Origin of the sequence: Mycolicibacterium neoaurum ATCC 25795, from assembly GCF_000691525.1 — a bacterium.
Classification (GTDB): domain Bacteria; phylum Actinomycetota; class Actinomycetes; order Mycobacteriales; family Mycobacteriaceae; genus Mycobacterium; species Mycobacterium neoaurum.
The window spans coordinates 337,588-350,695 of the sequence record NZ_JMDW01000009.1; the positions used below are offsets into that span (position 1 = coordinate 337,588).

The following is a 13,108-nucleotide window of genomic DNA, read 5'->3' on the forward strand; positions in this document are numbered from 1 at the left end:
ACGTGTGCCACATGCAGATGCGGAAGGTGGCTTTCGCGAGCTTCGTGGGCACCGCCATCGAGTTCTACGACTTCTACATCTACGGAACGGCCGCCGCGCTGATCTTCCCGCATGTGTTCTTCCCCGAGATGGGGCCGACGATGGCCACCGTCTCGTCGTTGGGCACCTTCGCCGCGGCCTTCTTCTCCCGGCCGATCGGCGCCGCGGTGTTCGGCCACTTCGGAGATCGGTTGGGACGCAAGCGGACGCTGGTGGCCACCCTGCTGATCATGGGCATCTCGACGGTCGGCGTCGGCTTGGTGCCCGGTGCCGCCACCATCGGGATCGCCGCGCCGATCCTGCTGCTGTGTCTGCGGTTGTGCCAGGGATTCGCCGTCGGCGGGGAGTGGGCCGGATCGGCCCTGCTGTCGGCCGAGTACGCACCGGCGGCCCAACGCGGCCGATACGGCATGTTCACCCAGCTGGGCGCCGGTGCTGGTCTGGCGGCCAGCAACCTGGTGTTCTTCACCGTCGCCATCACCATCGGGGAGAAGAGTCAGGTGTTCCTCGACTGGGGCTGGCGGGTGCCGTTCCTGCTGAGCGGTCTGCTGGTCATCGCCGCGCTCTACATCCGGCTGCGCATCGACGAGACGCCGGTGTTCGCCGACGAACGGCGAAGCGGGCAGGTGCCGCGCGCCCCGCTGGCCGAGCTGCTCCGTCTGCAGTGGCGGCAGGTGCTGTTGGCGGCCGGCTGCATGGTGAGCATCTTCACGATGAGCTTCCTGGGTGGCACCTACCTGCTCAGCTATGCCAGCACCACGATCGGGCATCCCCGCGCGCTGATCCTGGCCGTCGGTGTGCTCGCCGGGGTCGCACTGATGAGCACCACCGCGATATCGGCGATCCTGTGCGACCGCTACGGGCGGCGTCGGATCATCCTCGCCGGTTTCCTCGTCGCCCTGCCGTGGGCCTTCGTGGTGATGCCGCTGATCGACACCGGCTCCGAGGTGCTGTTCGCGCTCGCCATCGGCGGGACCTTCGCGGTGTTCGGTGTCTCGTACGGACCGATCGCGTCATTCCTGCCCGAGACGTTCGCCACCCGATACCGCTACACCGGCGCCGGACTGGCCTTCAATCTGGCAGGCATCGTCGGCGGCGCACTGCCGCCGCTGGTCGCGGGTCTGCTCGTCGACGATTTCGGCGGCTGGGCGGTGGGCCTGATGATGGCCGGATTCGTCGCCGTCAGCGTGGCGTGCACCTGGATGCTGCCCGAGACGAAGGGCACATCACTGCGGGACGGAATCGCCGCGGGCGCCTGATAGGCTCTCCGGCAGTTCGACGTCCTTTAACGATCCGTCCAGAGAGGCGGAGAAGGAGGTCCAGGTTGACTGTGGGCGAAGCGGTACCGAGCCCCGACCGGGAATTGATGTCCGCCGCGGATGTGAGCCGGACGATTTCGCGCATCGCGCATCAGATCATCGAGAAGACCGCGCTGGACGCACCGGATGCCCCGCGGGTGGTGCTGTTGGGCATCCCGACCCGCGGTGTGACGCTTGCCGCGCGGCTCGCGGAGAAGGTCGAAGAGTTCTCCGGGGTGGCGCTGCCGCACGGGGCGATGGACATCACGCTCTATCGCGACGACCTGAACTTCAAACCGCCCCGCCCGCTGGAGTCCACCTCGATCCCGGCCGGCGGTATCGACGGTGCGTTGGTGATCCTGGTCGACGATGTGCTGTATTCGGGTCGCTCGGTGCGCTCGGCCCTGGACGCGCTGCGCGATATCGGCAGGCCGCGGATCGTGCAACTGGCGGTACTGGTGGATCGAGGCCACCGGGAGTTGCCCATCCGCGCCGACTACGTCGGCAAGAACGTGCCCACCTCGCGCGCCGAGAACGTGAAGGTGCGCCTGCAGGAACCCGACGGAGAGGACAGCGTGCGGATCGCACCGTATGGAGGACCTGACCGCTCATGAAGCATCTGTTGACCGCCGCGGAGCTGTCCCGCGACGAGGCGACGGCGATCCTCGACGACGCCGACCGGTTCCGTGAGGCACTGCTGGGTCGCGAGGTGAAGAAGCTGCCCACCCTGCGCGGGCGCACCATCATCACGATGTTCTACGAGAACTCCACCCGCACCAGGGTGTCCTTCGAGGTGGCGGGCAAGTGGATGAGTGCCGATGTCATCAACGTCAGCGCCTCGGGATCCTCGGTCGCCAAGGGCGAGTCACTACGTGACACCGCCCTGACCCTGCGCGCCGCCGGCGCCGACGCGCTGATCATCCGACACCCGGCCTCCGGTGCGGCGCAGCAGCTTTCGGAGTGGACGGCCGAAGAAGACGGTAAGGGTCCGGCCGTCATCAATGCCGGTGACGGCACCCACGAACATCCCACCCAGGCGTTGCTCGACGCGCTGACGCTGCGCCAACGGCTCGGCACGATTGCCGGCAGGCGAATCCTGATCGTCGGCGATGTGCTGCACAGCCGGGTGGCCCGCTCCAACGTCGAATTGCTGGCGACGCTCGGTGCCGAGGTGGTGCTGGTCGCCCCGCCGACGCTGCTGCCGGTGGGAGTCGCGGGCTGGCCGGTGACGGTATCGCATGATCTGGACGCCGAACTGCCCGCCGCCGATGCGGTGCTGATGCTGCGGGTTCAGGCCGAACGGATGAACGGCGGTTTCTTCCCGTCCGCCCGCGAATACTCGGTGCTCTACGGACTGTCCGAGAAGCGTCAGGCGCAGCTCGCCGACCATGCGGTGGTGCTACACCCGGGACCGATGCTGCGGGGCATGGAGATCGCCTACTCGGTGGCCGATTCCTCGCAATCGGCGGTGCTGCAGCAGGTTTCCAATGGCGTCCATGTGCGGATGGCGGTGCTGTTCCACCTGCTGGTGGGTGCCGACGCCGACGGAGTGGGAGTGGTGGCGTGAGTGTTCTGATCAAGGGCGTCCGCCTCTACGGTGCGGGCGACCCCGTCGACGTGCTGATCGCCGACGGCCAGATCGCCCGGATCGAAGCGGGGATCGGGTCCGAGGCCGCCGACGCCGAGATCGACGCGACCGGCCAGATCCTGCTGCCGGGCTTCGTCGACCTGCACACCCACCTGCGTGAACCGGGGCGGGAGTACGCCGAGGACATTGAAACCGGTTCGGCCGCAGCCGCACTCGGTGGCTACACCGCGGTATTCGCCATGGCCAACACCGACCCGGTGGCCGACAGCCCGGTGGTGACCGACCACGTCTGGCATCGGGGCAGGCAGGTCGGCCTCGTCGACGTGCACCCGGTCGGCGCCGTCACCGTCGGCCTGGAGGGCAAGCAGCTCACCGAGATGGGCCTGATGGCCGCCGGCGCCGGACAGGTCCGGATGTTCTCCGATGACGGCATCTGTGTGCACGATCCGCTGATCATGCGCCGCGCGCTGGAATACGCCGGTGGCCTCGGCGTGCTGATCGCCCAGCATGCCGAGGAGCCACGTCTGACCGTGGGCGCCGTCGCGCACGAGGGTCCCCATGCCGCCAAGCTCGGCCTGGCCGGTTGGCCGCGTTCGGCCGAGGAGTCCATCGTCGCCCGTGACGCGATTCTGGCCCGCGACGCGGGTGCCCGGGTGCACATCTGCCACGCGTCCACGGCCGGAACCGTGGAATTGCTCAAATGGGCCAAGGCGCAGGGTATCTCGATCACCGCGGAGGTCACCCCGCATCACCTGCTGCTCGACGACGGTGTGCTGGCCAGCTATGACGGCCGCAATCGGGTGAATCCGCCGTTGCGCGAAGCCAGTGACGTGCAGGCGTTGCGGCAGGCGCTCGCCGACGGCGTGATCGACTGCGTGGCCACCGATCACGCGCCGCACGCCGAACAGGAAAAGTGCTGCGAGTTCGCCAACGCTCGCCCCGGCATGCTGGGTCTGGAGACCGCGCTGTCGGTGATCGTCGAGACCATGGTGCAACCGGGCCTGCTGAGCTGGCGCGATGTGGCCCGGGTGATGAGCGAGGCACCGGCGGCCATCGTCGGACTTCCCGACCAGGGCCGTCCGCTCGCGGTGGGGGAGCCGGCCAACCTGACCGTCGTCGACCCGGACACCACCTGGACGGTCACCGGATCGTCATTGGCCAGCCGGTCGGACAACACGCCGTTCGAGTCGATGGAACTGCCGGCGAAGGTGACGCTGACGCTGCTGCGCGGCAAGATCACCGCGCGCGACGGCCGGAGCCCCGTCGCATGAAGGCCCAGCGAGTAGCGGAGCAGGGTCAGCATGAAGGCCCAGCGAGTAGCGGAGCGGATCGCGCATGAATGACGGCACACTGATCGGGTCGCTCATCCTTGCGGCCGTCATCGCCCTGCTGATCGGGTTCTTCATCCGTCGGCTGCTCACCGGGTGGCGACACCGCATCGAGCGCCAGGTCGAGATGATCGGCAACCTGCCCCCGCTGCCCGACACCGTCGGGCCTGCGCTGGCCGGGCCCACCAAGGGCCTCTATGTCGGCAGCACCATCGCACCGCATTGGAATGACAAGGTGGCCGCGGCCGCACTGGGCTTCCGGTCCAAGGGTGCGCTCACCCGTTATCCGGAGGGAATCATGCTGCAGCGCAGCGGAACCGGTCCCATCTGGATCCCCGACGAATCCATCGTCGCGGTGCGCGGTGAGCGGGCGATGGCCGGGAAGGCCCTCACCCACGAGGGCATCGTGGCCATTCGTTGGACACTTCCGTCGGGTACCGAGATCGACACCGGCTTCCGGCCGGACGACCGGACAGAAACAAAGAACTGGGTCAAGGAGGACGAGTGACGGTCAGCGACAAGCGCAGCGGTACCGCAGAGCGTGCCCTGCTCGTGCTGGAGGACGGCCGGGTGTTCACCGGGACCGCCTTCGGCGCGATCGGACAGACGCTGGGTGAGGCGGTGTTCTCCACCGGCATGTCCGGCTACCAGGAGACGCTGACCGACCCGAGCTACCACCGCCAGATCGTGGTCGCCACCGCGCCGCAGATCGGTAACACCGGCTGGAACGGCGAGGACGGCGAAAGCCACGATGACAAGATCTGGGTCGCCGGTTACGCGATCCGCGACGCCTCGCCGCGCCCGTCGAGCTGGCGTGCCACCGGCACCCTCGACGACGAGCTGCAGCGTCAGGGCATCGTCGGGATCGCCGGGATCGACACCCGCGCGCTCGTGCGGCATCTGCGCACGGTCGGCTCAATGAAGGCCGGCATCTTCTCAGGTGCCGCCCTCGCCGACGCGAAAGATGTGGACACCCTGGTCGACCGCGTGCGCAACCAGCCGTCGATGCTGGGAGCCGATCTGGCCGGTGAGGTGTCCACCGACTCGCTGTACACGGTGGACCCCGCCGGCGAGCACCGCTTCACGGTCGCCGCGATCGATCTCGGCATCAAGACCAACACCCCGCGCAACTTCGCCAAGCGGGGCATCCGCACCCACGTGCTGCCCTCGGCCGCCACCTTCGCCCAGATCGCCGAGCTCAACCCCGATGGCGTCTTCCTGTCCAACGGGCCTGGCGACCCGGCCACCGCCGATCACATCGTCGGGGTGACGCGCGAGGTGCTCGGCGCCGGGATCCCGCTGTTCGGAATCTGTTTCGGCAACCAGATCCTGGGCCGCGCGCTGGGCCGGTCGACCTACAAGATGACCTTCGGCCACCGCGGCATCAACATCCCGGTGATCGACCACGCCACCCGCAGCGTCGCCATCACCGCGCAGAATCACGGGTTCGCCCTCGAAGGCGAGGCGGGCGAGGAGTTCGACACCGACTTCGGCAGGGCGATCGTCAGCCACACCTGCGCCAACGACGGCACAGTCGAGGGCATCAAGCTCATCGACGGGAGCGCGTTCTCGGTGCAGTACCACCCCGAGGCCGCGGCCGGTCCGCGTGACGCGGAGTACCTGTTCGACCAGTTCATCGACCTGTTGGGCCGCAAGGCGGGAGAGAAATAATGCCACGTCGTTCCGACCTCAACCACGTCCTGGTCATCGGTTCAGGGCCGATCCTGATCGGCCAGGCCGCGGAGTTCGACTACTCGGGCACCCAGGCCTGCCGCGTGCTGCGCGCCGAGGGCCTGCAGGTCACCCTGATCAACTCCAACCCGGCGACGATCATGACCGACCCCGAATACGCCGACAACACCTATGTCGAGCCCATTACCCCGGGCTTCGTCGAGAAGGTCATCGCCCAGCAGGCCGAGCGCGGCAACAAGATCGACGCGGTGCTGGCCACCCTCGGTGGGCAGACCGCCCTGAACACCGCGGTCTCGCTGTATGAGAGCGGGGCGTTGGAGCGCTACGGCGTCGAGATGATCGGCGCCGATTTCGACGCCATCCAGCGCGGTGAGGACCGGCAGAAATTCAAGGACATCGTGGCCAAGGTGGGTGGCGAATCCGCCCGCAGCCGGGTGTGTTTCACCATGGACGAGGTGCGCGACACGGTCGCCGACCTGGGCCTGCCTGTGGTCGTTCGCCCCAGCTTCACCATGGGCGGTCTCGGCTCCGGGATGGCGTACTCGGCCGAGGATGTCGAACGGATGGCCGGTGACGGCCTTGCCGCGTCGCCCAGTGCGAACGTGCTGATCGAGGAGTCCATCTACGGCTGGAAGGAATACGAGCTCGAGCTCATGCGCGATCACCACGACAACGTGGTGGTGGTCTGCTCGATCGAGAACTTCGACCCGATGGGTGTGCACACCGGTGATTCGGTGACCGTCGCCCCGGCGATGACGCTGACCGATCGCGAGTACCAGACGATGCGTGATCTGGGCATCGCGATCCTGCGCGAGGTCGGGGTCGACACCGGCGGCTGCAACATCCAGTTCGCGATCAACCCCAAAGACGGCAGGCTCATCGTCATCGAGATGAACCCACGTGTCTCGCGGTCCAGCGCGCTGGCGTCCAAGGCGACGGGGTTCCCGATCGCCAAGATCGCCGCCAAACTGGCCATCGGCTACACCCTCGATGAGATCGTCAACGACATCACCAAGGAAACCCCGGCCTGTTTCGAGCCGACCCTGGACTATGTGGTGGTCAAGGCACCGCGGTTCGCCTTCGAGAAGTTCCCCGGTGCCGACCCGACGCTGACCACCACGATGAAATCCGTGGGTGAGGCGATGTCGTTGGGCCGCAACTTCATCGAGGCGCTCGGCAAGGTGATGCGGTCCCTGGAGAACAAGCGGGCCGGCTTCTGGACCGGACCCGATCGCGATGCCTCCCTGGAGGAGCTGCTCACCGATCTGCGCACCGCCACCGACGGCCGCATCTACGTCATCGAGCAGGCATTGCGCCTCGGTGGCACCGTCGAGCAGGTCGCCGAGGCGTCCGGAGTCGATCCCTGGTTCGTCGACCAGATCAACGGTCTGGTGGCATTGCGCGCCGAATTGGTCGACGCGCCGGTGCTCGACGAGTGGCTGCTGCGCCGGGCCAAGCACAACGGTTTGTCCGACGGCCAGATCGCCGCGCTGCGGCCGGAACTCGCCGGCGAGAGCGGGGTGCGGGCCCTGCGTGAGCGGCTCGGTATCCGCCCGGTCTACAAGACCGTGGACACCTGCGCCGCCGAATTCGAGGCCCGCACGCCCTATCACTACAGCAGCTACGAGCTGGACCCGGCGGCCGAGACGGAGGTCGACCCGCAGACCGAGAAGCCCAAGGTGCTGATCCTCGGCTCGGGACCCAACCGCATCGGGCAGGGCATCGAGTTCGACTACAGCTGTGTGCACGCGGCGACCACGCTGAGCCAGGCCGGGTTCGAGACGGTGATGGTCAACTGCAACCCCGAAACGGTGTCCACCGACTACGACACCGCCGACCGGCTCTACTTCGAGCCGCTGACGTTCGAGGACGTGTTGGAGGTCTACCACGCCGAGCAGGACTCGGGCAGTGGCGGTCCCGGCGTCGTCGGCGTCATCGTGCAGCTCGGCGGGCAGACCCCGCTGGGCCTGGCCGAGCGACTGGAGCGTGCCGGGGTGCCGATCGTGGGCACCAAGCCCGAGGCCATCGATCTGGCCGAGGACCGTGGACAGTTCGGTGAAGTTCTGGTCAACGCCGGTCTGCCTGCCCCGCGCTTCGGCACCGCGACCAGCTTCGAGCAGGCCCGCCGCATCGCCGCCGATATCGGCTACCCGGTGCTGGTGCGGCCCTCCTACGTGCTGGGCGGCCGCGGTATGGAGATCGTCTACGACGAGGAGACCCTGCAGGGCTATATCGAGCGCGCGACCGAACTGTCCCCGGAGCATCCGGTGCTGGTCGACCGGTTCCTCGAGGACGCCATCGAGATCGACGTGGACGCGCTGTGCGATGGCACCGAGGTCTACATCGGCGGCGTCATGGAGCACATCGAGGAGGCCGGTATCCACTCCGGCGACTCGGCGTGCGCGCTGCCGCCGGTCACCCTCGGCCGCACCGATATCGAGAAGGTCCGCCAGGCCACCGAGGCCATCGCGCACGGGATCGGCGTGGTCGGCCTGCTCAACGTCCAGTACGCCCTCAAGGACGATGTGCTCTACGTGCTGGAGGCCAACCCGAGAGCGTCCCGCACGGTGCCGTTCGTCTCCAAGGCGACCGCGGTGCCGCTGGCCAAGGCGTGTGCACGGATCATGCTGGGCGCCACCATCGCCGAGTTGCGTGCCGAAGGTGTGGTGGCGCGCACCGGTGACGGGGCCACGGTGTCCCCGCACGCCCCGATCGCGGTCAAGGAGGCGGTCCTTCCGTTCCACCGGTTCCGCAAGGCCGATGGTTCCCAGGTGGATTCGTTGTTGGGCCCGGAGATGAAGTCGACCGGCGAGGTGATGGGTATCGACCGTGACTTCGGTACTGCGTTCGCCAAGAGCCAGAGTGCGGCCTACGGTTCGCTGCCCGCATCTGGCACGGTCTTCGTTTCGGTGGCCAACCGCGACAAGCGCTCGCTGGTGTTCCCGGTGAAGCGGCTGGCCGACCTCGGCTTCCGGGTGCTGGCCACCGAGGGCACTGCGGAGATGTTGCGCCGCAACGGCATTCCGTGTGACGAGGTGCGCAAGCACTTCGAGACCGAGAACGAATCCGGTGCCGACGGGCGTCGCTCAGCTGTCGAGGTGATCCGCGCCGGCGAGGTCGACATGGTGATCAACACCCCGTACGGCAACTCCGGGCCACGCATCGACGGGTACGAGATCCGCTCGGCGGCGGTGTCGGTGAACATCCCGTGCGTGACGACGGTGCAGGGCGCGTCGGCCGCGGTGCAGGGCATCGAGGCCGGGATCCGCGGTGATATCGGGGTGCGCTCGCTGCAGGAGTTGCACAGCCAACTGGCCGAGAAATGACCCCGTTCGGGTCACGCCTGGCCCACGCCGTCGCGGCCAGGGGGGCGCTGTGCCCCGGGATCGACCCGCACCCGGAGCTGTTGACCGCCTGGGGACTGGGCACCGGTATCGGCGGACTGCGCACCTTCAGCGATATCTGCGTGCAGGCCTTCGCCGATGTCGCGATCGTCAAACCGCAGGTGGCCTTCTATGAGGCGTACGGCTCGGCCGGCTTCGCCGTGCTGGAGGCGACCATGGCGGCACTGCGCGATGCCGGGGTGCTGGTGCTCGCCGACGCCAAGCGCGGTGATATCGGCTCCACCATGGCCGCCTACGCCCAGGCCTGGGCCGGTGATACCCCGCTGGCCGCCGACGCCGTCACCGCGTCGCCGTATCTGGGCTTCGAATCCCTGCGCCCGTTGCTCGACCTCGCCGCCGCCAACGGCAGGGGAGTGTTCGTACTGGCCGCGACGTCGAACCCCGAGGGCGCAGGCCTGCAGGGGGCGTTGACCGGGGATCGCACGGTGGCGCAGACGATCGTCGACGCCGTCGGTGCGGAGAACCGCCGCACCGGCACCGGGTCGGTGGGCGTCGTGGTGGGTGCCACGCTGGCCCAACCGCCGGATCTGGACGCGTTGGACGGGCCGGTGCTGGCACCGGGGGTCGGCGCACAGGGCGGCCGGGTTCAGGACCTCGGCCGGCTGGGGCCGCGGGTGCTGCCCGCGGTGTCGCGCGAGATCCTGCGCGCCGGTCCGGACGTCAAGGCGATGCGTTCAGTGGTCGCCGGGCTGCGCGAGCAGCTCAGCCGGCTGGCCTGAGTGCCCCGTGCGCCCTCCTGGCGTGCCGCTGCCGCCTCGATCGGGCCTTCGTGAGTCTGGGAAGCGCTGCCCGGTGTGACCGTGTGCGCTCGGCGACGCTACCGACCGGTAGCGCCGGGTCGGCGACACGCCCGACACGCCATGACCAGCGAAAATTTCTCATTCCACCGCCAGGATCGGCGTTTACCCGGGCTCCGGTGACGCGTGCAGAAACCGGCGCCAACCTCGTTGAGGTGCGAAAACCCCCGTTATGCAGGCACATCGTCCGCCCAGCGGGCCGATCGGCAATTTGTCCGATGCGGGGCGGTGTGCTCGGCGCACGCTGTACACGCTGGTCTTTTGGCCGGATTACCCGGGGGTGGGGTTAGCTTTCGTCAGGATGCGTGGGTACGGTCGTCGTCGCTGGCTGGTTACGTGATCCAGCCGTGATGAAACAACAGATGGCGAGAGACGGAGGAACCCCGTGGCCCTTCCCCAGTTGACCGACGAACAGCGCGCGGCAGCGTTGGAGAAGGCTGCTGCCGCACGTCGAGCGCGAGCCGAGCTCAAAGATCGGCTGAAGCGCGGCGGCACCAACCTCAAGCAGGTGCTCACCGACGCCGAGACCGACGAGGTCTTGGGCAAGATGAAGGTTTCCGCGCTGCTGGAGGCCCTGCCCAAGGTCGGCAAGGTCAAGGCACAGGAGATCATGACCGAGCTGGAGATCGCCCCGACCCGCCGCCTGCGCGGCCTCGGCGACCGTCAGCGCAAGGCCTTGCTGGAGAAGTTCGACTTCTCCTGAGCGCGAACAAGTGAATACCGGTGGTGGGCCGGGCAACGCCGCAGTCGTGGTTTTGTCCGGCCCGTCCGCTGTCGGGAAGTCCACCGTGGTCCGCTGCCTGCGTGACCGGATTCCCGACCTGCATTTCAGCGTGTCCGTGACGACACGTGCACCGCGACCCGGCGAGGTCGACGGTGTGGACTACACCTTTGTCTCGCCCGCCGAGTTCCAGCGTCTGATCGACGATGACGAGCTGCTCGAATGGGCCGATATCCACGGCGGGCTGCATCGTTCGGGGACACCCGCGGCGCCGGTGCGCAGCGCCACGGCCGCCGGAGTGCCGGTGCTCATCGAGGTGGATCTGGCCGGTGCCCGCGCGGTGAAGGCCGCCATGCCCGAGGCGATCTCGGTCTTCCTCGCCCCACCCAGTTGGGCGGCGCTGGAGGAGAGACTCACCGGCCGGGGTACCGAGAGCCCGGAGGTCCAGGCCCGTCGGCTGGCGACTGCCAGGCAGGAACTCGCGGCCAAGGACGACTTCGACGTGGTGGTTGTCAACAGTCAATTGGAGTCAGCGTGCTCGGAATTGGTATCCTTGCTGGTGGCCCACTGAGCGATGGCGCCTCGCACCACGCGGCAGCGCTGCCACACAGCCGTCCACCACATTTTCGCTAACGCCGAATCTTGATTACACCGGGAGATAATTCGTGAGCACGCCTGTCGAGAACATCGACGCCGCCAGCGCATACGACACACCGCTGGGCATCACCAACCCGCCGATCGACGAGCTGCTCGACCGCGCATCCAGCAAGTACGCGCTGGTCATCTACGCCGCCAAGCGCGCGCGTCAGATCAACGATTACTACAACCAGCTCGGTGACGGCATCCTGGAGTACGTCGGTCCGCTGGTCGAGCCGGGTCTGCAGGAGAAGCCGCTGTCGATCGCGATGCGCGAAATCCACTCCGACCTGCTCGAGCACGCCGAGGGCGAGCAGTAAGGCCCTCCGGCTACATGGAGCAGAAGCGGATCGTCGTCGGTGTTGCCGGCGGGATTGCCGCCTTCAAGGCGTGCACAGTCGTCCGCCAGCTCAAAGAGGCAGGCCATTCGGTCCGCGTCGTGCCGACCGAGTCGGCGCTGAAATTCATCGGTGCGGCCACCTTCGAGGCGTTGTCCGGCCAGCCCGTGCACACCGGCGTGTTCGAGAACGTCGACGAGGTGCCCCACGTGCGGATCGGCCAGCAGGCCGATCTCGTGGTGGTCGCCCCCGCCACCGCGGATCTGATGGCTCGCGCAGCCGCGGGGCGTGCCGACGACCTGCTTACCGGGACGCTGCTCACCGCACGATGTCCGGTGCTGTTCGCGCCGGCGATGCACACCGAGATGTGGTTCCATCCGGCCACGACCGACAATGTCGCCACCCTGCGTCGCCGCGGCAACGTCGTGCTCGAACCCGCGTCGGGCCGGCTCACCGGTGCCGACACGGGCCCGGGCCGGCTGCCCGAGGCCGAAGAGATCACCACCCTGGCCGGGTTGCTCTTGGAGCGCGGTGACGCGCTGCCCTATGACATGGCCGGGGTGAAGGTGTTGGTGACCGCGGGTGGAACCCGCGAACCCCTGGACCCGGTCCGATTCATCGGCAATCGCAGTTCCGGCAAGCAGGGCTATGCCGTCGCCAGGGTGATGGCCCAGCGTGGTGCTGACGTGACCCTGATCGCCGGGAACACCTCGGGCCTTGCCGACCCGGCCGGCGTCGAGGTCGTGCACATCGGGTCGGCCGCTCAGCTCGGTGCCGCCGTGACCAAGCTGGCACCCGAGGCGCAGGTGCTGGTGATGGCCGCCGCCGTCGCCGACTTCCGGCCCGCCCAGGTGGCCACGGCCAAGATCAAGAAACGCGTCGATGACGACAGCGCACCCTCGGTCGAGCTCGTCCGCAACGATGATGTGCTGGCCGGCGCCGTGCGGGCCAGGGCCGACGGCCAGCTTCCCAACATGAAGGTCATCGTCGGGTTTGCGGCCGAAACCGGGGATGCCAACGGCGATGTGCTCTTCCATGCGCGGTCCAAACTCAAGCGCAAGGGCTGCGACATGCTCGTGGTCAATGCCGTCGGGGAGGGCAAGGCGTTCGAGGTGGACCACAACGATGGCTGGATGCTGTCGGCCGACGGCACCGAAACCGCACTGGAGCACGGTTCGAAGACTCTGATGGCAAGCCGTATCGTGGATGCGATCGGAGCGCTCGTACACCGGTGACTTCGCGGTGCAGGTAACGGTTGCGCCAATCA

General features: G+C 67.9%; 12 protein-coding genes. All 12 read left to right on the forward strand.

Annotated features, from left to right (window positions below):
- Nucleotides 1-17: 17 nt before the first annotated feature.
- The 12 genes from IC40_RS0113630 (at nt 18) to coaBC (ending at nt 13,076) form a co-directional block, all read left to right on the forward strand.
- Entirely contained in the window at nt 18-1,298 is a 1,281-nt protein-coding gene (locus tag IC40_RS0113630) for an MFS transporter (RefSeq protein WP_030135257.1), read from the forward strand.
- Nucleotides 1,299-1,369: 71 nt separating this feature from the next.
- Entirely contained in the window at nt 1,370-1,951 is a 582-nt protein-coding gene (gene pyrR, locus IC40_RS0113635; RefSeq protein WP_019514080.1) for a bifunctional pyr operon transcriptional regulator/uracil phosphoribosyltransferase PyrR, read from the forward strand.
- The gene (locus IC40_RS0113640) at nt 1,948-2,904 is read left to right on the forward strand and encodes an aspartate carbamoyltransferase catalytic subunit (RefSeq protein ID WP_030135258.1); all 957 of its coding nucleotides are present in this window, start codon (nt 1,948-1,950) and stop codon (nt 2,902-2,904) included. Before pyrR ends, IC40_RS0113640 begins: the two co-directional genes overlap by 4 nt.
- Nucleotides 2,901-4,196 (forward strand): dihydroorotase, encoded by a 1,296-nt coding sequence (locus IC40_RS0113645; RefSeq protein WP_030135259.1) that lies wholly within the window; start codon nt 2,901-2,903, stop codon nt 4,194-4,196. Before IC40_RS0113640 ends, IC40_RS0113645 begins: the two co-directional genes overlap by 4 nt.
- Before the next feature lie 64 nt (nt 4,197-4,260).
- Nucleotides 4,261-4,761 (forward strand): PH-like domain-containing protein, encoded by a 501-nt coding sequence (locus IC40_RS0113650; protein ID WP_030135260.1) that lies wholly within the window; start codon nt 4,261-4,263, stop codon nt 4,759-4,761.
- A complete protein-coding gene (gene carA, locus IC40_RS0113655; protein ID WP_030135261.1) occupies nt 4,758-5,924 on the forward strand; it encodes a glutamine-hydrolyzing carbamoyl-phosphate synthase small subunit in 1,167 nt (388 codons plus the stop codon). The genes IC40_RS0113650 and carA overlap by 4 nt, the downstream gene beginning before the upstream one ends.
- On the forward strand, nt 5,924-9,271 hold the full coding sequence (gene carB / locus IC40_RS0113660; protein WP_030135262.1) for a carbamoyl-phosphate synthase large subunit: 3,348 nt from the start codon (nt 5,924-5,926) through the stop codon (nt 9,269-9,271). Before carA ends, carB begins: the two co-directional genes overlap by 1 nt.
- Nucleotides 9,268-10,068 carry an orotidine-5'-phosphate decarboxylase gene (pyrF, locus tag IC40_RS0113665; RefSeq protein ID WP_030135263.1) on the forward strand — a complete coding sequence of 267 codons (801 nt, stop codon included), beginning with the start codon at nt 9,268-9,270 and terminating at the stop codon, nt 10,066-10,068. Before carB ends, pyrF begins: the two co-directional genes overlap by 4 nt.
- Nucleotides 10,069-10,531: 463 nt before the next feature.
- The gene (gene mihF, locus IC40_RS0113670; RefSeq protein ID WP_011894593.1) at nt 10,532-10,849 is read left to right on the forward strand and encodes an integration host factor, actinobacterial type; all 318 of its coding nucleotides are present in this window, start codon (nt 10,532-10,534) and stop codon (nt 10,847-10,849) included.
- 10 nt (nt 10,850-10,859) lie between these two features.
- Nucleotides 10,860-11,438: a guanylate kinase gene (gmk, locus tag IC40_RS0113675; RefSeq protein ID WP_030135264.1), complete on the forward strand. Its 579-nt coding sequence runs from the start codon at nt 10,860-10,862 to the stop codon at nt 11,436-11,438.
- 94 nt (nt 11,439-11,532) lie between these two features.
- Entirely contained in the window at nt 11,533-11,823 is a 291-nt protein-coding gene (gene rpoZ, locus IC40_RS0113680) for a DNA-directed RNA polymerase subunit omega (protein ID WP_030135265.1), read from the forward strand.
- A gap of 14 nt (nt 11,824-11,837) precedes the next feature.
- Complete coding sequence (gene coaBC, locus IC40_RS0113685; protein WP_030135266.1) at nt 11,838-13,076, forward strand: bifunctional phosphopantothenoylcysteine decarboxylase/phosphopantothenate--cysteine ligase CoaBC; 1,239 nt, start codon at nt 11,838-11,840, stop codon at nt 13,074-13,076.
- Nucleotides 13,077-13,108: the final 32 nt, after the last annotated feature.